General features: G+C 36.0%; 22 protein-coding genes. 1 reads left to right on the top strand and 21 read right to left on the bottom strand.

Translation table 11 applies throughout. From position 1 onward, the window contains the following. Positions 1–94 precede the first annotated feature (94 nt). The 9 genes from rlmH to MKZ14_RS22755 all read right to left on the bottom strand — a co-directional run bounded on the left by rlmH (position 95) and on the right by MKZ14_RS22755 (position 9720). Positions 95–574 carry a 23S rRNA (pseudouridine(1915)-N(3))-methyltransferase RlmH gene (gene rlmH / locus MKZ14_RS22715; RefSeq protein ID WP_339280537.1) on the bottom strand — a complete coding sequence of 160 codons (480 nt, stop codon included), beginning with the start codon at positions 572–574 and terminating at the stop codon, positions 95–97. A gap of 90 nt (positions 575–664) precedes the next feature. Beyond that, entirely contained in the window at positions 665–829 is a 165-nt protein-coding gene (locus MKZ14_RS22720; RefSeq protein ID WP_016992306.1) for a CxxH/CxxC protein, read from the bottom strand. Positions 830–1074: 245 nt separating this feature from the next. Then, positions 1075–2370, bottom strand: coding sequence for a trypsin-like peptidase domain-containing protein (locus MKZ14_RS22725; protein WP_312125063.1), 1296 nt, complete (start codon positions 2368–2370; stop codon positions 1075–1077). A gap of 167 nt (positions 2371–2537) precedes the next feature. After that, positions 2538–3326, bottom strand: a complete 789-nt coding sequence (locus MKZ14_RS22730) for an MBL fold metallo-hydrolase (protein WP_016992308.1) — start codon at positions 3324–3326, stop codon at positions 2538–2540. Beyond that, positions 3326–4150: a two-component system regulatory protein YycI gene (gene yycI / locus MKZ14_RS22735; protein ID WP_258860327.1), complete on the bottom strand. Its 825-nt coding sequence runs from the start codon at positions 4148–4150 to the stop codon at positions 3326–3328. Before yycI ends, MKZ14_RS22730 begins: the two co-directional genes overlap by 1 nt. Continuing rightward, the gene (gene yycH, locus MKZ14_RS22740; RefSeq protein WP_339280538.1) at positions 4137–5462 is read right to left on the bottom strand and encodes a two-component system activity regulator YycH; all 1326 of its coding nucleotides are present in this window, start codon (positions 5460–5462) and stop codon (positions 4137–4139) included. The genes yycI and yycH overlap by 14 nt, the downstream gene beginning before the upstream one ends. Further along, positions 5459–7324, bottom strand: a complete 1866-nt coding sequence (gene walK / locus MKZ14_RS22745) for a cell wall metabolism sensor histidine kinase WalK (protein WP_036077920.1) — start codon at positions 7322–7324, stop codon at positions 5459–5461. Before walK ends, yycH begins: the two co-directional genes overlap by 4 nt. A gap of 5 nt (positions 7325–7329) precedes the next feature. Next, entirely contained in the window at positions 7330–8043 is a 714-nt protein-coding gene (gene yycF, locus MKZ14_RS22750; RefSeq protein ID WP_036077923.1) for a response regulator YycF, read from the bottom strand. Between the two features lie 213 nt (positions 8044–8256). Next, a complete protein-coding gene (locus MKZ14_RS22755) occupies positions 8257–9720 on the bottom strand; it encodes a M23 family metallopeptidase (RefSeq protein ID WP_339280539.1) in 1464 nt (487 codons plus the stop codon). A gap of 405 nt (positions 9721–10125) precedes the next feature. Here MKZ14_RS22755 and MKZ14_RS22760 point away from each other — a divergent pair, with 405 nt between their 5' ends. Next, positions 10126–10965: a YitT family protein gene (locus MKZ14_RS22760; protein WP_244905047.1), complete on the top strand. Its 840-nt coding sequence runs from the start codon at positions 10126–10128 to the stop codon at positions 10963–10965. A gap of 44 nt (positions 10966–11009) precedes the next feature. Here the strand turns inward: MKZ14_RS22760 and MKZ14_RS22765 are convergent, their stop codons facing one another. The 12 genes from MKZ14_RS22765 to MKZ14_RS22820 all read right to left on the bottom strand — a co-directional run bounded on the left by MKZ14_RS22765 (position 11010) and on the right by MKZ14_RS22820 (position 24385). Next, positions 11010–12299, bottom strand: a complete 1290-nt coding sequence (locus MKZ14_RS22765) for an adenylosuccinate synthase (protein ID WP_036077927.1) — start codon at positions 12297–12299, stop codon at positions 11010–11012. A gap of 244 nt (positions 12300–12543) precedes the next feature. Further along, positions 12544–13905, bottom strand: coding sequence for a replicative DNA helicase (dnaB, locus tag MKZ14_RS22770; RefSeq protein WP_004233370.1), 1362 nt, complete (start codon positions 13903–13905; stop codon positions 12544–12546). 13 nt (positions 13906–13918) lie between these two features. Next, positions 13919–14365: a 50S ribosomal protein L9 gene (gene rplI, locus MKZ14_RS22775; protein ID WP_016992313.1), complete on the bottom strand. Its 447-nt coding sequence runs from the start codon at positions 14363–14365 to the stop codon at positions 13919–13921. After that, the gene (locus tag MKZ14_RS22780) at positions 14362–16335 is read right to left on the bottom strand and encodes a DHH family phosphoesterase (RefSeq protein WP_016992314.1); all 1974 of its coding nucleotides are present in this window, start codon (positions 16333–16335) and stop codon (positions 14362–14364) included. Before MKZ14_RS22780 ends, rplI begins: the two co-directional genes overlap by 4 nt. Positions 16336–16348: 13 nt before the next feature. Next, positions 16349–17290, bottom strand: coding sequence for a YybS family protein (locus tag MKZ14_RS22785; RefSeq protein WP_016992315.1), 942 nt, complete (start codon positions 17288–17290; stop codon positions 16349–16351). 476 nt (positions 17291–17766) lie between these two features. After that, positions 17767–18519, bottom strand: a complete 753-nt coding sequence (locus MKZ14_RS22790; protein ID WP_333005349.1) for a hypothetical protein — start codon at positions 18517–18519, stop codon at positions 17767–17769. After that, positions 18519–19010, bottom strand: coding sequence for an RNA polymerase sigma factor (locus MKZ14_RS22795; RefSeq protein ID WP_016992318.1), 492 nt, complete (start codon positions 19008–19010; stop codon positions 18519–18521). The genes MKZ14_RS22790 and MKZ14_RS22795 overlap by 1 nt, the downstream gene beginning before the upstream one ends. A 398-nt stretch (positions 19011–19408) precedes the next feature. After that, complete coding sequence (gene rpsR, locus MKZ14_RS22800; RefSeq protein ID WP_004233359.1) at positions 19409–19645, bottom strand: 30S ribosomal protein S18; 237 nt, start codon at positions 19643–19645, stop codon at positions 19409–19411. Between the two features lie 165 nt (positions 19646–19810). Then, positions 19811–20266 (bottom strand): DUF6262 family protein, encoded by a 456-nt coding sequence (locus MKZ14_RS22805; RefSeq protein WP_333005357.1) that lies wholly within the window; start codon positions 20264–20266, stop codon positions 19811–19813. Then, on the bottom strand, positions 20259–21890 hold the full coding sequence (locus tag MKZ14_RS22810; protein ID WP_333005358.1) for a site-specific integrase: 1632 nt from the start codon (positions 21888–21890) through the stop codon (positions 20259–20261). Before MKZ14_RS22810 ends, MKZ14_RS22805 begins: the two co-directional genes overlap by 8 nt. Then, positions 21883–23292, bottom strand: coding sequence for a tyrosine-type recombinase/integrase (locus MKZ14_RS22815; RefSeq protein WP_333005360.1), 1410 nt, complete (start codon positions 23290–23292; stop codon positions 21883–21885). The genes MKZ14_RS22810 and MKZ14_RS22815 overlap by 8 nt, the downstream gene beginning before the upstream one ends. Before the next feature lies 1 nt (position 23293). Next, positions 23294–24385, bottom strand: coding sequence for a tyrosine-type recombinase/integrase (locus MKZ14_RS22820; RefSeq protein ID WP_333005361.1), 1092 nt, complete (start codon positions 24383–24385; stop codon positions 23294–23296). Between the last annotated feature and the right edge of the window lie 275 nt (positions 24386–24660).

Below are 24660 nucleotides of genomic sequence, written 5' to 3' on the forward strand. Positions count from 1 at the left end.
AAGAACATAAGTATGAAAACAATGATAATTAAAATTTAAATCACCTAAAATGCTAAAAAATCAACATTCTAGGTGATCTTTTTATAAACCTCACTTACTTATGATAAGGTTCACCCTTCATAATCCTAAAACTACGGTAAATCTGCTCAACTAGTACAAGCTTCATGAGCTGGTGGGGAAGGGTCATCTTACCAAAAGATTGCTGCTCATCTGCACGCTTTAACACATCATCATGCAGACCAAGGGAGCCGCCGATGACGAAGGCGATTTTGCTTTTGCCGTAGGTCATGAGGGATTCAATGTCGGCAGCCATTTGTTCGGAGGTTTTCATTTTGCCGTTGATGGCTAAGGCAATGACGTAAGCATCTGGGCTAATTTTCGCTAGGATGCGTTCGCCCTCTTTTTTCTTGACGATATCCATTTCAGCTTCACTTAGTTGTTCAGGTGCCTTTTCGTCTGGCACTTCAACCAAATCCATTTTTGCATAGCCGCTAAGACGTTTTACGTACTCATCGATCCCCATTTTTAAGTACTTTTCTTTTAGTTTGCCGACTGATACAATCGTTATATTCACACGTTATCCACCTTTACAATTCATTTACAAACAAATTATCCACAAAAGTTATCAACATATCCACAAGCACTCTCTATATATTGTGTAAAGTTATTTACTTGATACAATATATTCTGCTGGCTGTTCACAGTAGCTACACTTTGTGGATAACTTTTTATCCTCTTCGATTTTATCCATAATTGGGAACACTTTTTGCTCTGCTACAAACATGTCTAAAGCGTGATCTATATGGCTTTCACAGCTGTACTTTTCCATTTTTTGATGTCTCCTTATTTTCCGAAATTTCCACAAACTTATTCACAAATCAGTCTATGTTATCCACAATCTATTGTAACAAAGTAATAGCATGTATGGAAGAAGTGCCTTTTACTCCCGATTTGCTGTGCGGAATTAGTATTCACAATTTTCTAGTTATCCACAATATTTCATAAAAGTATTTTCTCCATCCTCATAAAAAAAGCGATGGAGATTGATTAGATCTCCATCGCTTTTCATCTTCTTTACAATGTATTACCGTTTGTTAATGTTAGTGATAGCTCGACTAATTTACCTTGACGGTACACTTTTAATGTTAGTTTATCACCAATTTTTTTGTCATTATATAAATGCTTGCGTAAATCAATGGTTGTTTCAATTTTTTGACCATCCATCTCTACAATAACATCGTATTGTTGAACCCCTGCTTTTGAGGCTGGTGAGTTATTCATGACATCTGTTACAACAACACCTGTTGTCACCTCTGCAGGTAATTTTAATGTTTGTTGTTGATAGAATGATGGCACATCTGTTAAATCTGCAAGTGAAACTCCCATTGTTGGACGTTTCATTTCTCCATTTTTCTCTAGTTCCTCGATAATTGGAATAGCTGAATTAATTGGAATAGAGAACCCTAAACCTTCCACTGAGGATTCAGCAATTTTCATGGAGTTAATTCCTACTAATTCTCCAGCTAAGTTCACAAGTGCTCCACCACTATTCCCTGGGTTAATCGCGGCATCTGTTTGCAATACTTCTTGTTGCCAATCTTCTGTGCCATCGCCATTTAAGTCTACTGGTACAGAACGGTCTTTACCAGAAACAACACCAGTTGTCACAGAACCATAGAAGTCTAAACCAAGTGGGTTACCAATGGCAATCACTGTTTCACCTTGTTTTAATACATCTGAATTCCCGAATGTCGCAACTGTTTTAACATTTTTAGAGTTAATAGAAATAACTGCAAGGTCCGTCCAAACATCGTGACCCACTAATTGAGCTGGCTCTTTTGTTCCGTCTGGCATTGTGACCTCTAACTGCTTTGCCCCTTCAATAACATGGTTATTTGTGATGATAAAGGCTTTATCACCTTCAATTTTATAAACAACACCTGAACCGCTTCCGGCTTCTTTTGTTGTCGTTGATGGTGGGCTCCAAAAGCCTCCGCTTGTTACTTCTTGAATATTTGTGATACCAACAACTGCTTGTGAGGCTTTTTCAACTGCTGTTGTCACATCTGTCGTTACTTCTGTAGCTACCTGATTAATTGTTGTGTTATTTTTTCCTGTATTACTTGTTGTTGTTCCAGGCATTTGATTGACAAGTCCTGGTAGCATAAGCCACACAAGTAAAGCACCTATAATGACACCGACCAGACCACTAAAGAAATAGCCGCCTTTACCTCCGCCACCTTTCTTTTTCATGCGCTTAGTCTGCATTTCTTGTTCCTCGCGCTCTAGTCTTTCTTGAAGAGGTGATTTCGGTACTTCATCATTTTTTAGGAAATCACTGTTTTTATCATCATCTTGGAAATAGCTCATGTTCGTCATCCTTTCCTTTGAGTGCTATCTAATTAGTTGTTACCCTAATCTTACGATTCAAACATTAAAATCAGATGAAAAACAAATAAAATAGGCATAAAAATAGCTGTTCAATGCATTTTTTTAATGCGTTGAACAGCTTCAAGTTTTGCCTAAATAGCCTTTGATTAAACCGTCACCAATTTTGTTGGTTCTTCTGCATCCGTATCAAATAGATGAACATGCTCACCAACAAGGATGCCACAAGATTGTAAGGTTTGTGCGACACTCATACGTGCTAGCTCTTTCATATTATTATCCTTACTCAAATGTGAAAGATAAATATTCGTCGTCTTATCAAATACAACCTCACTCATTGCAATTGCTGCATCCTCATTAGACACATGTCCTACATCACTTAAAATGCGACGTTTAATAGACCAAGGATAACGTCCCATTTGCAGCATATTGACATCATGATTACTTTCAAAGACAAAAGAATCAGCGCCTCGAATAATCCCTTTCATACGATCACTGACATAGCCTGTATCTGTAATAATAACAAGCTTGCGATCATTTTCATGAAAAGTATAGAACATTGGATCTGCAGCATCGTGGGAAACAGCAAAGGATTCCACAGCTAAAGAACCAAAATGCTTCACTGTATCCATTTCAAATTCAAAACGTTGCTCAATAGGAATGTCTCCAATTAGCCCGTCCATTGCCTGCCACGTTTTGGCGTTTGCGTAAATTGGTACATTATATTTCCGTGCCAGTACACCAATTCCTTTAATGTGATCACTATGCTCATGTGTAACAAAGATACCACTGAGCTGTTTCATATTACGGTCGATTTTTGTAAATAACTGCTCCATCTTTTTCCCACTAAGACCCGCATCGACGATAAAAGCATGATCGTCATTCTCTACATAAATCGAATTCCCTGTACTGCCACTTGCTAAAACACTAAATCGCATTATTCAACTCCCCAGTCTTCTTCTTCGCTCTCTTGCTTGTCCTCCTGGATTTCGATGACTTTACCTTCTACTGCATTCACAAAGTACTCCTCTTTTGTCCCATCAGATAATTTCACTTGAACTTCCCATGTTGGCACCAATACCTGAGTACGTGTCAATTTAACAAGCGTTGAGTAACCTAGTTTCATTTGTGTAATGCGCGAGTCTGGTTTGAGCGGTCCTTTTGCATACAAAGTTTGAATAATTTGAAGTGGTGGAATAACTGTTTCCTGCTGTTCCATTTCTTCAATGTTATCAATCATTGTTTGTTCATACATTGTTACTTCGTTATTAGCATTCCATTTTATTTTTAATGAACCGCTATAATAGAACATTCGATTGTTTGTCTTTTGGAAAAAAATTGCGACTCGTTCTTCGCGGTCTACTTTCCATAAAGCATAAGATGAACCTTCAATGATGTTTGCCAGGGCAAAATCTGTAAAGCTTGCATCATCACTTACATTACGTAATTTAACAGGCCTCATAAAAATAACACGGGCCTTCGTATTATTATCATCCTTAAATTTAACTTGCTGGTTACTATTACTAAATTCGGCTGGTGTGAATTTATGCACTTGAGCTGTCATATACGAAGCAGATTCAATATTATTTGGTAATGTGCCATACGTAATATTATCATCTTTTAAACGAGCCTCTATCGTTCTTTCACCTGGTACCTCAATATCTTTCGCTTCATTGTAGCGATTGACATAAAGTGAATACAAGAAGATGTTCAGTATTAAAAAAACGAATATAAAAATAGATTTTGTTCTATTCCAATCCATTTTTAACACCTCCTAATACTTCAGGAGTCAGTTTAGTCCAGGTACCATTACGAATAACAAACCAACAAGGTTCAAATATAAATATATTCTGTTCTTGATTTTGTGTTAAATAATAGCCCAAGACAATTTCATCAATTTCAGACAAAGGAATACTATTAGCGTTCTTTAATCTCTCTGCAATCTCTGCGCCAGATGCTAATTCTTTAATTTCTTTCTCTAAAGATATATCCATATCCAATGAGAAGTATGGACGCTTGTAATGGAAAATTCGACTATCTCCCCAAATCGTTGTCATTCGTGTAATAACATGATTGCTATAGACAGGGAAGCCTTGCAAATACATTTGATAATCTATTTGATTTTTATTGGTATTGGATGAAGCATAGCGGAAATCTGCCGTAAATCCTCCATGCTCATTAATAAATTCAAAGCTATCCTTTAAAAGCTTCGATGGCTCGACTCTAATACTACTTTCTGCAGCTGGATAAACATAGTTTAATGATTTAAGATTTGTTTCTAAGGTCATTAATGACATACCATCTGTATATTTTTCAGAGGATGCGCTTTCGACATTCCGCTGTACAATATTTGGATCAGGGAATAACACATTTTTAAATAATTCTGGTGTAATATCCTCAATAAAGTACGTATATTTTACAGATTCAATATTACTGTTCGCCAGATAAAGAGATGTATAGCCTTCTCTCTCTACTTCTTTGAAAACCTCATATTTTTTTGCAGGCTCAATGACTTCCTGTATAAATTGATTCATGTTTGGCACACTGACACGTGAGCGGAATAATGATTGGTTATTACCACTAATGTAATACAACATTAATTCTTTGCTATTGTAATTACTCCAATCTATAATCATTCGATTGAACGTTGTTTCTGGTAATTCCTTATCAGTGAACTGAAAGGTTGTGTTAAAAGCTGAAAATGGAATCTCTCCCGTAAAAAAGATTGTCATTCGATGATCTGCGCCAATAATTTGATTCACATAGTTTGCAGAAAGATTATTGTTTACAGGCACCAAATCTAAAACATTCCAGCCTTTAAACACTTTCATCATATCTTTCATAGCTGCATTAGAAACTGTGCCTGTAAACTCTTCTTCAGAACGGAAAATAGCCTTGTATGGTCGAATAATATCCTCCATATCCTTTTGAGGCTTAATTAAAATTTCCTCTCCCTCTGTTTTTTCAATATATTTATAATCAGGTGTATAGGTCCAAATTAAAAAAGTTAAAATCACGCTCAGCATGACAAGTAGAAATAATACAACAGATTTAACTGGCTCTATATATTTCATTCCCACTCACCTGCCTCACCAAATTCATCTGCATCATATGGTAATGTGAAGAAAATTGTTGTACCCTGTCCTTCTTCACTTTCAGCCCAAATCTTACCGCCATGCGCTTCAATCATTTCCCGCGCAATAGCTAATCCCAAGCCTGTTCCTCCCATAGAGCGAGCGCGTGCACGGTCCACACGATAGAAGCGATCAAAAATTCGGCCAACGTTTTCTTTAGGAATACCCATGCCATCATCTGAAATCATGACCTTCAGCATGTCTTCCTGTCCAGTAAAGCCAAAGCGAATATTGCCGCCATCTGGAGAATATTTAATAGCATTGGAAATGATATTATCAATAACTTGTGTGATTTTATCCGTATCAATTTCTACATAAAAGGATGTTTCAGGGAATAAACGTTCAAATTGTACCTTGTCAGACTTAGACATTTCAAATCGGTCAATAATGCGATTAAAGAACGAATTAAATAAGACAATATCTTTATTCAACTCGTAATCTGAGCTATCCATTCTTGATAACTGCAATAAATCATTCACTAGACGAATCATACGCTCTGTTTCGGTTTGTGTCACATTTAAAAACGTAGGAGCAATATTTTCGTCTTTCCATGCACCATCTGCAAGTGCCTCTAAATAACTGCGCATTGTTGTTAATGGCGTTCTTAACTCATGTGATACATTCGATACAAATTCCCTACGATCCATTTCAATCTTTTCTTGCTCTGTTATATCGTGCAAAACAGTAATCAGCCCATTAATAAAGCCCGTTTCTTTTTGAATAACAGAGAAATTAGCGCGAAGTATATAGGGCGCATCAGCTGTACTAAAGTTTAAATTCACGGCATCATTCATATGAATTAAGTCTTCAAAGCTATATTCCTGATCAATGCCCAATACAGAGGCGATAGGACGCCCTAATGTAATATCTCTTGAAATATGCAGTAATTCTAGTGCGGGGTCATTGATGAGAATAATACGTCCCTTGCGATCTGTTGCAATAACGCCATCTGTCATATTACTCAGCACTGAATCTAGCTTTCGACGTTCAGCTTCTGTGGTCGATTGTGCTTCCTGCAAACGGTTGGTTAGATGATTAAAGGTGATGGCTAGCTGTCCGATTTCATCCGTACCATATACACGTACCTTGCGAGAATAGTTCCCCTTCGCCATTGCCTGTGCCTGCTTTCGCATATCAGCAATAGGCTGTGTAATCGTTCGAGCCACAAGAATACCTAAGAAGATGGTAATGACCAAGGACATTGCCGTACCACCAAGGAAAATCTGATTAATATCATTCATTTGTTCAAAAACAGATTCAATATTGGCTTCAATATAGAGTACACCAATGATTTCGTCGTCTGGTCCTGCACCCGCACGAATGGGGTTCGCTAAGACCCACACACGATTTCTCGTTTTATTGTCGAGCTTAATAATATCAAACAGTGTTTCGGCAGATATTGCTCGACGTACAAGGTCAGTATTAGAGCGTTGACCTATTAAATTCTGATTTTCAAGCTCAGATGTTGCAAGTATTCTTTGTCTATCATCAATGACACGAATTTCTAAAATATCACCATTTGAAACATCCCTTAAACCAGTAGAAAACTCCATGACAATTGATTTTAGGCTTTCCTCTAGTTTAGGCATGCTTTCATCGCGTTCTTTTAAAATTTCCTCACGAAGACTATATTGCATCAGGTCAACTCGCTGAAAAATGGAATCTTGGAAGTTGCTCTTCAAATTTCTTTCTAATTCACGAGCGAAATAGATACCGATAATTTGTAAAGCAAGCAAGATTAATAAAATGTAAATCAGCACTAGTTTGACATGAATGGATTTAAAGAAGCTCACTTTCTGCATTCCTATTACTCCTGTTCAGGATTTCGTAAATAATAACCTACACCACGTCGTGTGACAATCCAAGCTGGATGACTAGGATTATCCTCAATTTTTTCACGTAAACGGCGAATTGTTACATCAACAGTTCGTACATCACCAAAGTAATCATAGCCCCATACTGTTTGTAGTAAGTGCTCTCGTGTCATTACTTGTCCAATATGTTTCCCTAAATAATGAAGTAACTCAAATTCACGATGTGTCAGTTCAATTGCCTCATCACGCTTCATTACTAAATAAGCATCTGGTTGAATAACAAGAGATCCTACAACAATCTCATTCGACTCTTCCTCAGCCTCTTCTGCTGCTGGAGCGACTACTTGTAAACGGCGCATATTGGCCTTCACACGTGCAATCAGCTCTCGTGTACTAAATGGCTTTGTGACATAATCATCTGCACCCATCTCTAATCCTAATACTTTATCAATCTCAGAGCCTTTAGCTGTTAGCATAATAATGGGGAAATCATATTTTTTTCGTACCTCTCTACAAACTTCCATGCCATCACGCTTTGGCAGCATAATATCTAAAAGCATTAAATCTGGTTGCTCTTCCTCTACTTTCTTTAATGCCTCATCACCATCATACGCACAAATAACTTTATAGCCTTCTTTTATTAGATTAAATTGCAAAATATCTGCGATTGGTTTCTCATCATCAACAACTAAAATTGTTTTATTCATTCATTCTCTCCCTTTCGCTTCTTATCTATTTTTAAACAATGTGTATTTGTAAATTCACTACTCTTAACTCTATCATGCTTTCGGATTCTATGCATTAATCGATATTCGATCCATCTAATACTGTGACAAAAAGTGATGTATTTCAACAATTATTTCTCGGGAAATAATTGAAAAAGACAGTCCATAATTCGGACTGCCTTCTATTCAACATGTTTATCGGCCTACATAAGATAACGGATTTTCTAATGAACCGTTCTTTTCAACTTCAAAGTGCAAATGTGTACCTGTCGAATTGCCAGTGGAACCCATAATACCAATCACAGAACCCTTTTCTACTACTTGTCCCACTTCAACATTAATTGAAGATAAATGTCCATAAAGTGTTGTAAAACCATTATTGTGATTAATCACTATGCGATTACCATAGGTGCCAGAAGTGCCAGCTGCAACAACTACACCATTATCAGCAGCTAAAATATTATAGTTACTTGGTCGAGCGATATCAATACCACGATGGAAGGCTCCCCAACGTTCACCCATACCACTTGAAATATAGCCCCCGACTGCTGGCCATGCAAATTCACCAGTTCCACGTGAAGAAATAACCTTTGTACCGACTACTTCAATTTCATCTACAGGTTGTTGAAGGATTTTTTCCTCTAAGGCAACTTTTGATGTCTGTTTACCATTTTCAGATGTTAAAACATAAGTTGTTTCCTTTTTCCCATCTACACCTTCTTGCTTGATGACCTTTTCACCTTTATACATTGTAGGATCTTCTTCGATTACTTTTTTAAACGGAATGACATCCGCTACTTTCTTTTCCTTTTTTACTTCAAGTGTCACAAATGGCTTTGCCACAGTAACATTTAATTCTTGTCCAATTTGTAAAACCGTATCCACTGTAATATCGGGATTTAGAGCTAGTAGTTCGCTTGTTGTTAAATTATGTTTTTTAGCAACGGACCCTAACACATCTCCTGATTGAATTTTATATGTCTCTTGCTCAACATAGCCTGTCATTAAATACTTTACGGCTTGCTCAGGTGATAATATATCAGTTGGTGTAACTTTTTGTGATAACCCTGAAACTCCTTGTTTAAATGAAACATCTAGAAGTCGAGACTCACCATTTTGTAATTCTGGTAAATTATTGCTAGCTTGTTGGTTTTTAGATAAGTTATCTAATTCTTGCTGAGAAACATATTGTAACTTTAACATTTGAACAGTTTTCTCATAAGCTTCTGTATTCTTTAATGATACTACTGGTTTGTGATTTACTAATAATGTAAAGGCATCAGATTTAGCTACTAAAGATTGCTGAAGTTTTGATAATGTTTCTGCATCTTTTGTTTCATTTGTAAATACTTGTTCCGGGATTATTTTAACAGCTGAGCTAGCATCAATGGATAAACCTTTGAATTGCTGACTTGCTACTTTTTCTTTTGATGCAATTATTTCTTGAATTGCTTTCTCATCAGATACTGCACCAATATATTCATTCCCCACATAAACGTGGTAAATTTTATTTAAGTTTTCTTTGTTATATTCCTTAGCAAATCCCATATTAAACGTTAGACTTGTCATTAAAACAACAATGATTGAAGCCTTTTTAAAAGAAGAAAAATTGTAGGTGAATCTATTGTTTTCTTCTTTTCTATTCCAAAACGAATTCATCAATAAAGCCCCTTCCAACTTTACCCTACTGTAGGATGATTTACCCACAAGGATTTTTTGCACCCCTATAATGTACCATAAAGAAAATGACGTTTGAACGATTTCACTCTTTTGTAATGTAAATGTATTATTTATCTACTTTTTGTTACATAGAATATATTTTATATAGTTTATAAATACTGTATTTTTATTCATATACTGGTTCTTAAAATTCAATTTAAAAATTTATCATTGGTAGGCTATTCTCAATATTTTTCAAGTGAATTTCGACTTAATACTTTTTACTTTTTTAATATTCCGATAAAATATATATAGAAGGTACACTATTTGATTGGAGCGATTAAATTGAGTGATTCACAAACCTCTGAGATCACAACTAAAGTGTTGAGACCTCAGAAAAGTAGCATGCGTAAAGTTATTGCAAGAATTATTATGGTGTCGCTAGGGGCGATAATAATGGCATTAGGCTTGGAACTGTTTTTAGTACCTAACCACATTATGGATGGTGGAATCGTAGGTGTTTCCATTATCACATCTCATCTATTAAATTTACCCCTTGGTATTTTCATCTTCATTTTAAACTTACCTTTTATTTTTTTAGGCTACAAACAAATTGGTAAAACCTTTGCACTGTCTACAGGCCTAGGTATTACCGTACTCTCTTTTGCAACACTTACCTTACATAATATCCATCCATTTACGGAAGACACATTATTGGCAACAGTCTTTGGAGGAATGATTTTAGGTGTTGGCGTTGGTATTGTCATTCGTTATGGAGGTTCATTAGATGGAACTGAAATATTAGCTATTTTATTTAATAGCAAGACACCTTTTTCAGTTGGAGAAATCATTATGTTTTTCAATATCATTATTTTTACGGTGGCAGGATTTATTTTTAATTGGGAACAAGCCATGTACTCCATCATTGCCTACTATATTGCCTATAAAATGATTGATATTGTTATTCAAGGCTTGGAAGAATCTAAATCTGTTTATATCATAAGTGATGACATTGATGAAATTGGACAAACTATCATGGATCGACTTGGTCGTGGCGTTACTTTCCTTCACGGAGAAGGAGCTTATACAGGGAATGACAAAAAAGTCATATTTACCGTTATTACCCGTTTAGAAGAATCTAAATTGAAAACAATCGTCGCTGAAATAGATGACAATGCATTTCTAGCCATTGGTAATATCGCTGAGGTAAAAGGTGGTCGCTTTAAGAAGAAAGATATTCACTAAAAAAGGGCATGCCGCATTTGGCACGCCCTTTTTATTTTATTTCATTATGCTTCCCAAACATCCACTAACACATTTGTTTGCTCACGTGCAGGTCCAACAGAGAAAGTAGCAATTTGAATGCCCGTTAGTTCGCTAATACGCTCCACATAGCGGCGTGCATTTTCAGGTAGCTCTTCTAAAGTTCTACAGCTTGTTACATCCTCTGACCAGCCTGGTAGCTCCTCATAAATCGGCTCACATTGTTCAATAATATGAAGATTTGCTGGATATTCTGTAATTGTTTCACCTTTATAGTTATATGCTGTACAAATTTTTACTGTCTCTAAGCCCGATAAAACATCGATAGAGTTAAGAGCAAGATGAGTAATGCCACTTACACGGCGTGAGTGACGAACAACCACTGTGTCAAACCAGCCTACACGACGTGGACGACCTGTTGTTGTTCCGTATTCGCGACCAACCTCACGAATTTGTTGACCTACTTCATCGAACAACTCGGTTGGGAATGGTCCATCTCCTACACGAGATGTATAGGCCTTAGATACACCAATAACACTTGTTACGCGTGATGGACCAACACCAGCACCAATCGCTACTCCTCCAGCTACAGGATTTGAAGATGTTACATATGGATACGTACCTTGATCGACATCAAGTAAAATTCCTTGTGCACCTTCGAATAGCACTTTACCGCCTTCATCAAGGACATCGTTCAAAATTTTAGATGTGTCCGTAACATACTTAGCAATTTCTTGCCCGTAACCATAGTATTCCTCAAAAATTTCTTCGAATGTTACGCCTTCAACTTCATAGAATTTCTCAAATAATTTATTTTTAATGGCTAAATTATGACGTAGTTTTTCCTCAAAGATTTCCTTATCAAGTAAGTCAGCCATACGAATCCCAATACGTGCTACTTTATCTTGATAACAAGGCCCAATTCCTTTACAAGTTGTGCCGATTTTATTGTCTCCACGACTTTCTTCATCAGCAATATCTTGTTTAATATGATAAGGCAAAATCACATGTGCACGATTAGAAATACGTAGATTATCTGTATTAATACCACGCTCTTGTAACCCTTTAAGCTCTGTTACTAATGATTTTGGATTCACAACTAATCCATTACCAATTACTGAAGTTTTTTCTTTATAAAAGATCCCGGATGGAATTAAATGTAATTTGTAAGTTTCACCATCAATTTTAATGGTATGTCCTGCATTATCTCCACCGGCAAAACGAGCGATGGCATCGGCTTTGTGCGAAAGGAAATCTGTAATTTTACCTTTTCCTTCGTCTCCCCACTGTGTTCCTACAACTACTACTGATGTCATAATCAGCACCTCCGTTAGATACCTTTGTATCTCAATTTTTAAGCCTCAATCATTGTAACAATGATAGAAACAACTCGTCAATAAAAAATAGTGAAAAAACACGAACATAAAATCAAAAAATCTGATTCAACGTTCGTGTTTAATAACAGAATGGTATGAATATTATCGAATATTCAGATTAATTCATTCTAAGGGTACTATTTCATTACGAATAGGCAACTTATCTGAATGACGAGTAACATGACTAATCACGTGGCGGTGGTGGTGGCATTTGTGACCAATCCACATTAATGAATTTATTGAATTCCTTTTTAAAGGCCAATGTAACGGTTCCTGTTGGACCATTACGTTGTTTCGCAATGATAATTTCGATCATATTTTTATTCTCGGATTCTTTATCGTAATAATCATCACGGTATAAAAACGCAACAATATCAGCATCTTGCTCAATACTTCCCGATTCACGTAAGTCACTCATCATTGGCCGTTTATCTTGTCGTTGCTCAACACCACGAGATAACTGTGATAACGCGATAACAGGTACCTTTAATTCACGGGCTAATCCCTTTAAGGATCGTGAAATCTCTGACACCTCTTGTTGACGGTTTTCTCCTGGCTTGCCACTCCCCTGAATCAACTGTAAATAATCGATTAAGATCATTCCTAGTCCATTCTCCTGGGCTAAACGACGGCATTTTGCGCGGATTTCATTGATACGTACACCTGGAGTATCATCAATAAAAATTCCTGAATTCGATAAACTACCCATTGCCATAGTTAGTTTACCCCAATCTTCTGTAGTTAAAGCACCTGTACGTAAAACTTGTGCATCTATATTTCCTTCTGCACAAAGCATACGCATGACCAGTTGCTCTGCACCCATCTCTAAAGAAAAGATTGCAACATTTTCGCGGGCTTGTACGGCAACACTTTGTGCAACATTCAATGCAAAGGCCGTTTTCCCTACAGATGGACGGGCAGCGACAATGATTAAGTCGTTGCGTTGAAAGCCAGCTGTAATGTTATCTAAATCACGGAAGCCAGTCGGGATACCCGTTACTTCCCCCTTTTGTGATTGTAGTTGCTCAATATTATCGAAAGTTTCCACTAGCACATCTTTAACATGCTTAAAGTCGCCTGCATTCTTTCGATTGGCAACCTCCATCATTTTCTTCTCTGCCTCACCTAATAATGCCTCTACTTCGTCTTCTCTCGTATAGCCGTCCTCGACGATTTTCGTAGCCACTCGAATCAATCGACGTAAAAGGGCCTTTTCCTCAACGATTTTGGCATAATGGGCGACATTGGCAGCTGTAGGGACAGCATTGGCGAGCTCTAGTAAATAAGAAAGCCCGCCAACGTCCTCAATCTCTTTTTTAGCTGATAATTCTTCTGTAACTGTTACAACATCTATCGCTTTTCCTTGATCACTCAAGCGCAACATCGTCTCGAAAATTTTCTTATGGGCATTTAAATAAAAATCATCTGCCAATAAAATTTCTGACGCTGTTATTAATGCCTGTGGCTCAAGGAAGATAGCACCGATAACCGATTGCTCCGCCTCCCGGTTATGCGGTGGAACGCGGTCCATCATCGGTTCACTCATGGATTGTCGCTCCTTATTCTTCCGTTACATGTACTTTTAACGTTGCTGATACTTCATGATGTAGTTTTACAGGAACATTTGTAAAGCCAAGTGAACGAATTCCCTCAGGTAAAGTCATTTTACGTTTATCAATTTTAATGCCGTGCACTTTTTGTAATGCATCAGCAATTTGCTTTGTAGATACTGAGCCAAATAAGCGGCCACCATCACCTGATTTTGCTTTTAGCTCAACTGTGAGTGCTTCTACTTTTTCCTTTAATGCTTGTGCTTCAGCTAATTCGGCAGCAGCATTTTTAGCCTCTAATTTCTTTTGCCCCTCTATTTGGCTTAAAGCTTGCGCATTTGCTTCCGCTGCATAGCCATTCTTAATTAAGAAATTTTGTGCATAGCCATCCGCTACGTTTTTAATTTCACCTTTTTTTCCTTTTCCTTTAACGTCTTTTAAAAATACTACTTTCATACGTCAGAACTCCCTTCAAAGACCTCATTTATGGCTTCTTCTAAATGTTTTTTCACACCATCGATGGATTTAGCATCTATTTGGCAGGCAGCATTCGTTAAATGTCCACCGCCGCCAAGCCTCTCCATAATTAGCTGTACATTGACCTCGCCAAGTGATCGTGCACTTATACCAATTTTTCCATCTGCTCGATGTGCAATGACAAAGGATGCACTAACATCCTTCATCGTTAATAAAATATCTGCTGTTTGCGCAATTAAGACGGAGTCATACACTTTTGATTCCTCACCTACAGCAACAGCTACTCCTGGTTTTACGAACTTCACTGTTTGGACAATTTTGGAGCGCTCTATATAGGTGTCCACATCCTCCTTCAAGAGACGTTGGACCAATACTGTATCGGCACCATTCGTTCGTAAATAAGAAGCTGCTTCAAATGTACGTGCTCCTGTTCGAAGTGTAAAGCTTTTGGTATCAACGATAATACCTGCTAGTAATGCAGTAGCTTCTAGCATATTAATTTTTGCACGCTTCGGCTGATATTCTAGTAACTCTGTCACTAGCTCAGCAGTGGACGACGCATATGGCTCCATATAAACGAGTGTAGGATTTTCGATAAAGTCCTCACTTCGACGATGATGATCGATTACAACCACCTTTTCAGCCAATTTCAATAGGTGTGCATCAATTACTAAATTTGGCTTATGTGTATCAACAATAACGAGTAACGATTTCTCAGTCATTTTACCAGCGGCTTCCTCTGGTGTAAGGAAATTTTCATAGAAATCTGATTTACTCTCTATTTCATTCATTAATCGTGTAACGCTACCATTTAATTCATCAAAATTGATAATGACATAACCCTTTACATCATTCATTTGTGCCATTTTCCGTACACCTACAGACGCACCAATGGAGTCCATATCAGGATTTTTATGTCCCATAACAAACACTTGGTCACTGTCCTGAATTAAATCGCGTAATGCATGTGAAATAACGCGCGCTCTAACACGTGTACGTTTTTCGACTGGATTTGTTTTTCCACCATAGAATTTAAGTTTACCAGTAGGTTGCTTTATCGCCACTTGGTCTCCACCCCGTCCTAATACAAGATCAAGACTCGATTGTGCCAACTCGCCAAGCTCCACTAATGAGGATGATCCAGCTCCTACCCCAATACTTAATGTTAACGATAAATTCTTTTGAGCTGTTTTTTCACGAATGGTATCTAATATCGCAAATTTTTTCTTTTCTAGCTCCGTTAAAATGGATTCATTCAATACTGCTAAGAAACGATCGGATGAAATCCGTTTGACAAACACACCATGCTCCGCAGCCCATTCATTGACAATTGACGTAACCATTGTATTGGTTAAACTACGTGGTTGATCGTCCATGGCTTGCGTGATTTCATCGTAATTATCAACAAACAAAATCGCAATTACTGTACGGTCTGCATAGTATTGCTTTTCTATGGCAATCTGCTCAGTTATATCAAAGAAATACAGTAGTCGTTCCTCTTTTTTATAATAAACACGATATTTCCGATCACGTAGTGTAATCGTAGCCTCATTTGTTTCCTCGGTCTTCATTAATACATAGATGTCATCAGATATATTAACAATACCTTCTCCAACTAATGATTCCATATTTAAAATGCCCTGCATATATGGATTAGACCATTCGATTTCATATTGCTCATTAACCAGAAGTATTCCAATTGGCATTTCAAGCAATGCCTCTTCTCCTACTTTTTTCATGCGGAAGGAAATAGATTCAATATGCTTTTCTGTTTCCTCAAAAGCTATTTTCTCTACCTTCCATGTGTAGGCCATCAGTAAAACAAAACCTACACCATAACCGATACCTATCCCGATATTCCAAATACATAGAAGCACGAACGTCACAGTTCCAAATATGGAAAGAACAAAAAGCGGATAGCGAATTGGTCGTTTTCTAAAAGTCCCCATTACAATCAGCCCCTTATTCTTTAGTCTTCCCCTTTACAAGTGAACGTACGTCAAAACCTAAATCAACAATACCGAGTAAGATCATAAACGATGATAGCGGAATCGCTAACAAAGTAGCTACCCATTTAACTCCGTTTGGCATCCCTTTTCTCGAGATAAAATAATGGATAAAAGATATTCCCTGTAGAATGAGTAACAACCATAAAATATAAGAAATATTTAATACAATGATATCTAGCGTAGAACCAGCTTCTGGACGCATGAATAAATTAATGCATAACACAATCATGTAATACCATAAAATAGAGCGTGGTAATCTCATATTTTGGAACGGAGCAAATTTTGGAACATCTACCCCTAGTCGTTTTAGAGCTGGTAAATTTACTGTAATGATAATAAATGCAGCAAAAAATGCTGAAATTGTTATCGTTGCAGGCATAGTCAGTTCAATTGTTTTAAACATTGCCTCAAGCTGTTCTGGATTTATGGCTACTTGACCTGTTACATTCTTCGCAAATTCATTAGATTGCTCATAATTTTTACGTGCCATCTCTAAACTCATGCTAATGAAGTCAATTCCTGAAAGCTTTACATAGGCAATATAAACGATTGCCATCGAGATGAGATTAGCAATCCCCGTGGACATAAATAAATAAAGCTTACTCTTCTTCAAATAAATGGCGTTACCCATAACGACACCTAATAACCCTAAAATAAAGGCAAATGGCAGCATGGATATTCCACTCGTTATAGTGGTTAGGATACAGCCTACTATTGCTACGAGTATTGATGTGGAACGCTTGTAATTTGCGCTATACCAAGCAATCGGTAGTGGAGCGAATAATAAAGCTACTATAAAGATGAATGGTACATATGCAGAAATTAACATTAAAATTGTAAACAGTGCAACCATCATTGAGCCTTGTACAAGCGCTTTTGTTTGATTATTCGGCATTGAAAACCTTCCTTTTTTTCAGTCAAACTTACTACCCTTTATTGTACCATTTTTTCATAGCATTGAACAAAAATCACTTAGATCACTAAGTACATTGTCATTATTTTTTCAATTTTAATTCAGGCGTTTACCAAAGTAGCTGGTAATTCCCTTTTAACCATAACAAAAAACCAGCATACCCGATACGAATATCGTAATATGCTGGTATTCAAAATTGATGTAAGGTATGTTACCTTAACGTCATCAATCTTATTTATCTTCAGCAACGAATGGAAGTATTCCCATGATACGAGATACTTTAATAGCTGAAGTTAATTTACGTTGGTAGATCTAGCCTAGTTAAAAGTATAACTAAAGAGCCTAAACCTTTCCAAACATAGAAGTTTGAAAGGTTATTTGGCATGCCCAATTTAGTATAGAATGAACTATTTTTGGATGGTTTAGCTTTGTACAGGAGTATTATCATCTCGATTATTTTAATTAAGCTTTAATGAAATAGAATTTGATTTTATAGAATTTGATTCTTGAGTTACAACAATATCTTGTTGTTCAGAGCTTCCATCTGTATATTTTACAATTACTTTGATTATTATATCGTCATCTATTACCAAATTGCCATCATGAGGAATTGCAATAGAATATTTATATTTATCCTGTTCATTATACTTAACTGTATAGGTATTTCCAATTTCCTTTGTACCATGGTATATATCTGAACCAGGCGAATTTCCAATCATAAATATCTTTTCTGATAATAACCAGTCTTTGTCTGCTTCTTCTTTAGCTGTAAGTGTAACATCCTCTATAAACTTGCCTTTACTAATGGTATAAGTGATTGAGTCGATATGTTCTCCACTTATATTTAACATAAGCTTTGTAAAAATAAAATTAGCTGCATCTCCAGTTATATCAGTTGTACTACCTCTAGCTTCAGTTGATAATTCAAAAGTAGCTTTATCTGATGAAAGTTTGGTATTTGGCTGATTCCCATCATCACTCAATGCATAAGCTGTGATTGTAAAATTTGCGACTTGAAAGTTTCCATTATTATTGAAAAACGGAATACCTATCATAATTAACAATAGGAATCCAAATGCACAAGCTACAGAAATCCGCCTTTTAAAATTTTTTTTCTTTTCTATAATATTGCAATTCTTTTTCACACGATTTTTCATAGTTTTTGGCATTTCAATAGTATTAACAGCTTCTTTAAGCTTATCAAAGTTCATCATTCATTCTCCTTTCGATATTTTTCTCGAATAAGCTCTCTTCCACGTTGTAATCGCTTTTTAACTGCTGAAGTAGTAATGCCAAGTATTTTTGCTATTTCATCTACTTTATAGCCCTCTACATAATAAAGTAACAAGACAATCTTATGTTTATTTGGCAATCTCATAAGATGTTCAATTAAACCATAGTTTTCATCATCCTTACAATATAGTTGTAAATCATTGATATCCATATGTTTACGAATAATATTGTACCTTCTCATATTCTTGCAACGATTTGTAGCAATAGTAATCAACCATGCTTTCTCATGTTCTGAATCGTTAAATGGTGGAGATTTAGTTAGATAGGTAATAAAAGTGTCTTGTACGACATCCTCTGCATCATTCTCATTGCATAGAATAACAAGACACATTCTAAAAAGCATATTTCCATATTTATCAACAATTCGTTCTATATCTAGTTCGTTCGACCAAACTAATTGTTGCAACATCCATCAACTCCTTTCACTTATAACACACATGAAGATACCATTTGGTGACATTTTATATAAAATAATTTTAGAAAATTGAAAAAATATTTTCCAATAGTCTTATATCAGAATCTAACCTTATTAAATTGTGTAATTCGTTTGCAATAGTAGATAAGAATGTCGGTACCTATCGTTGATACTCTGCCCTATCTATCGTTCTCCATAAATAAAACAAGCCCACCAAATAGGTGAGCTTGAAATAATTTTACCTTTGAAAGTAAATTCAACCCAAGCAGAAACTGTTCCCCTGTAATATCATCTCCAAGTGCCATTTTACAATATTCGGGAAAATAGTATAAATAAAAAAAGCACAACAAAGGTTATGAAAACCTCGTTGTGCTTTTATTAATAAATAAATTTTATTTATCTTCTGCTACGAATGGAAGTAATCCCATGATACGAGATACTTTGATAGCTGAAGTTAATTTACGTTGGTACTTTGCACTTGTGCCAGTTACGCGACGTGGTAAAATTTTACCGCGCTCAGAGATGAATTTTTTTAATAAATCTACATCTTTGTAGTCGATATGCGTAATATTGTTTGAAGTGAAGTAGCAAACTTTACGGCGTTTGCGGCCTCCGCGACGTGGTGCCATAGTGTGTCTCCTCCTTTTCTTTTTTTATCATTTGGAAGTATTAGAATGGAAGTTATGTTTACCGTTCTATGTGTAATCTTTATCCTTATTGTGTTTCTTCAAGTATTATACACCTAACTGTATAATCTGTAAATAAAGTCTCATATTTCCAAGAGGTTTTACATTTTACGAATCTTTATTTTTGAGCTGCGTAATTTTCGATCCTTGAATCTGTTCAATATATCGTTCAAGATCATAAATCCGTCGCTTAAAATTTTGATTCTCTGTTGTTAGTTTTGCGTTTTCGGTTAGTAAAGATTTTTTATCCTCTTTAAGCTGTTTATTTTCAGCTCTTAGCTTTTCGATTCTCTCGGCTTGTAATGTACCATTTTGTCTTTTAGAGCGTTTAGCTGGCATCTCAGGAACTTTTAAATCACTTTGTAATGATATTGCTTCTTCAACCATCGCTTTTAAATCTGGACGATTATAAAGTGTTTTGCGAGATATGTTGGCTTCTTTAGCTACTCTTGCTAATGAAATAGGCTTGCCAGCCTTTTTAAGTGCTTTTAAAGCTTCCTCAACCTTCATCGTAGATTTTGCTCTATTAAATTCGGCTAACGACATCTTTTTTCCCTCAGTCATTATCATTTACCTCTTTCATTGCGATTTTTAGCTGTAAGTCACTAATGTACTTAACCAGCTTTCCTTGTTGATAGTGTAGTTTTGTTGAATAGACGCTATCGGCAGGGGAATCTCTTAACTCTTTTTCCACTTTTTCTAACCGTTTTTCATACACCGGCAGGTGGTCTGCTGAAGCTATAAATTCGTTACATCCTAAACATACGCCATCTTGCGCACAAGGTTCGCCCCGCATTGGATGATGTAAACATAATCCGTGTGGTAGGAGTTCAATTTTCAATGCTCTACGCATTTTCTCGACTTGTTCGACTGTCTTGCCTTTAAATGGGTTTTCATCGCCTTCAATTGATTCTAAGACAATTCGGTTCGTTGATGAAATTGGTATTTCGCCAGTTAAAATCTTTTCAATCACTTTTTGCTTCTGACCTTTTGTATGGTCATAAGTTTCCGTCATCATAATTGACTCGTGATTTAACATTTCTGCTACATCGTGAAGCTTCATACCACTTCTTAAAGCGTATGTCGCAAATATATGTCTGAAGTAATGTGAAGTTAATTTTAAGTAGTTTCCTTTTTCATCCCGAATATTATATTTCTCAATAAATTTCTCTAAATTGTCTCGCGTCCAATTACTGTGATCAGCTAGAAGGACTGGTTTTTCTTTAGATATTCGGTCATTGTATCTTGATAAATATAGAAATAAATATGGCATTCCAGAAACATCCCGTAAGGGCTTTGAATACTCTTCTAGCTTCCGAATCGCCTCCACGACTAATTCATTAGCTGGTTTAGTGACTTCAATGGTCTCTTTTTTGGTTTTCCTCGTTTTATAGACGATTTGGTATTCGCCGTTGATTACTTTCAAACAGCCAGATTTAATTGTTAAACACTCACTTAACCTGATGCCTAATTGAGTCATAAGAATAATACTTATCGCTGTTAAGTATTCCCTTGTTTTAGAATACTTGTATGTCGCTAAATTATCAGACTCAAACTCGTCGTAATTCTGTGATATGTGTTCATTAGCTGTGTTGATAAGCGAATTAATTATTTTATTTTCAGGTAAAACTTTCTTTGTTATACCAAATTTTGTGTCATCTTTAATTTGATTGTTTTTAAGAATCAATTCTTCATACAAACGTTCAATACCTACGGTATCTACAACGCTGTCCCAACCACGCATAGAACCTCTTAGTAAAAGTTCCTTCATTACTTGACCCATCTTCTTTTTCGTTATGCCTGATAAGGGTAAATCTACCACGAAATCGAGGTACACTTTAAACTCATTTGCAGTGAAATCTTTAAACGACTTTATATGCTCATTTTGATTTAAAAAAGTATGTAAGTGAGAGAATGCAGATAACTTTCTCTTAACTGAATTAAATGAAACAAGAGTTAACTCACTTAAAATGTAATGTTTAATAACTTTTTGAATTCTAGGGTAGGGCGCAAACTCACTAAAGTTAAGTTTTAATTTGCTCCCTTTAAGATGTTCAAAGTCTTTTGCTATTACATCTGTGAAATCCCAAAGATCGTCGGAAAATGTGTTATTCCCAATTTTGAAATCATCTTCTATGCTATTTTTAATTGGTCCTTGCTGAGTAATCAGAAGTTTTAATTCAGCCAACAATCTCACCACCTTCCAAAGCCTTCAAACGATTTATGATCGTTTCTAAAGCTTTTTCCGTTTGGTTTAAGATGTGCTCATTACCAAAAAGGTCTTCTGCCATATATTTTTCTTTATCAGCTCTTATACGCTTTAAATGGTCTTCGTGAACAGTCAAATACTCCGGTGTTGTAATGAATTTTCGGCAAAATAGACAAGCATTAGGTTTTTTACAATTAGGAACTTCTTTTTCAAGTGGTTTCCCACAAGCCCCATCTGGTAGTTGAATAACCATTTTTGTTTGTTGATTTAAATTTTCCCCTGTGGAATCTTTTAAATCTTGGATGGACTCCTTGATTAATCCTATAAAACCTAACTTCTTATATTCAGCCGTTAATTTATCGTTTCGGACTTTAGCGTATAACCTCGTCGAATGCATCGATTCGTGGCCTAGATATTGCATTACTTCGAAAGGAGACATCCCATTGTTCAATAATTCTGTTCCCAATGTGTGTCTAAATCTATGGAAAGTAATTGCTGGATCTAGTTGATGCATTGAAAGCCAAATTATTAGCTTACTTCGAGCATCTGATTGCTTTAATTCAGCCACTTTGCTTGCTCTATTTCGATAAGAAAACAAAGTTTTTGCTGACTCGCTTATCCCACGCTTCTCTTGTTCATCTAGTAAATACTGAACAGCAGCTTTAACTTTATTGTTAACGGGGATATAACGTTCAGTTAAATTCTTTGTACTTATAACTTCTAAAAGGTTTTTCCCTAGAATATCCGATTGAAGACAATCTTTTTTTAGTTTTAAGGCCTCTGAAATCCTAATACCTGTATGCCTTATTATCATAACTAAAGGCGGTATTAAATAACCTATTTTTTCATTACCGTGAGGTGGGAAGCCCTGTTCTTCAAAAGGGAGTTTGAGTATATTATCAATTTTCTCAAGCTCATCATCTTCAATAATCATTGATTTAAGAGTATCTTGCGTTTGTAACAGTCTAAATTCAGTTCCATCAAAAACTGTATGCCTTGGGAAACCTGGAGCTTTAAAAAATACACCATAATCTAAAATGTTTTTAATGGCTGCTACACATACAGCTCTCGTACTTGCTGCTATTCCATTCTCTAATAAATGGAATACAAATAGCTCAGCTAGTTCGTAATTAATATCCTCAAATGTCTTTATTTCAACTTTTAATCCTTCTAGGAAGTTGAAAAAATGCTTTAGAGAATAGGTATAGCGATGTAGTGTTCCAACAGTTGTGTTACCGATAGTAAGGATTTTATAAGTAATTTCCTTTATTGTTTTTCGAAAATACCCATCGGGTATGAAATCAAAGGAGAAATTATATTTTGTACCCGAACTATCAATTTGCCAATAATCCGTTTTGATATCAATTAAATAGGTGACCACCTTACTCTTGCCCCCTTTGCGCTAAAAATCTTTCATAGGATAGCGAGAGGGTTTTTACAGATGGTTTAGCATATTTAGCTGATGTTTCAATGCTGCCGTGGCCCAATCTTTCTTTGATAACGTTAATATTGACGCCCATATCCTGTAGTTCAGATGCGTGAGTATGTCGCAGTGAATGTGCTGTTAACTTTACGCCTTTGATACCTACAGCAGCATCTAATTCACTAAAGAAATTAATTATAGTTTGTCTCGTAATAGGTTTCCCTAAGTAGTTTATTGAATGCGAAACAAAGATATATTCAACACCCGTTTTGTTAGGTCTGTGATATAGAATGTAATCATCAATCTCTTGTAACAATTCATTAGATACAGGCACTGTACGTTCTCCTGTTTTCAATTGCCTATCTTCTAGTTCATTATCCCGTTCTATCAGATATAAGTTTCCGACCTTTTTATCCGGATCTGGATAGTCAAAGTCATCCATTCTTAAATGCAACAGTTCAGATGTTCTAAAACCTGTTTCGTATAAGAGTTTAAAGATTAATTTATTTCTAATTAATAAATCTTCATTACCACCATATAAAGAGCTAATCGCCTCGTAGTACCTAGAAGCACTATCGTCGTATAGTCTTTTCTTGTTGGTTTTTTTAGGGTTTTTCCTCTTATAATAATTTTGGAAATTACCCCATTTAGGAGCTATATGCTTTAAGAATCCATATCTTCTATTGTTGTTACTATCTACCTTTACAACAGGAGACTCTTCAATATATCCACCAATAACTTCTAAGTGTCTATAAAAAGAACCAAGTGTTGCTAAATAACGGTTCCAACTAGCAGGAGATATTTTCTTATCTTTCCTAGCATCTAGAAACTCCACAAAACCAAGTAATTCTGATGGCTGAACATTATAGAATTTTAATCCTTCTTTTTCTAACCAGATATAATAAAGCTTTAAATCATCCAAATAGCTTTTAATTGTATTTGGAGATGAGCCTTTTTTCTCTAATGTATTCGTAAAATCTAAAACCTCTGGAAGTATCCTCATATTAGAATCAACTAATACATACGAGGTTAAAGTTCTTTCAATTCTCAAAAAGCATCCCCCCTATACACAACATTCTGATTACACACTAAATTATACCATCTAGAACATTACCATATAAAGTTTGAAAAAGGATTACACACATCAATTAATCGATGTGCATACATAAAAAAAGCTCTTTTCTCAAAGATTGTTGCTAATAAAAAAGAAAAGTGTCCTTATTCAACAATCGCGCCCGATTGTTGAGTACCAACTAGAGGAAAAACGGCAATCCATAATAGATAAGGCCTTCTTCACCTTAAAGGTTTTTATAAAGTGTCAAAAGC

The organism is Lysinibacillus sp. FSL P2-0066 (assembly GCF_037969495.1).
GTDB lineage: Bacteria > Bacillota > Bacilli > Bacillales_A > Planococcaceae > Lysinibacillus > Lysinibacillus boronitolerans.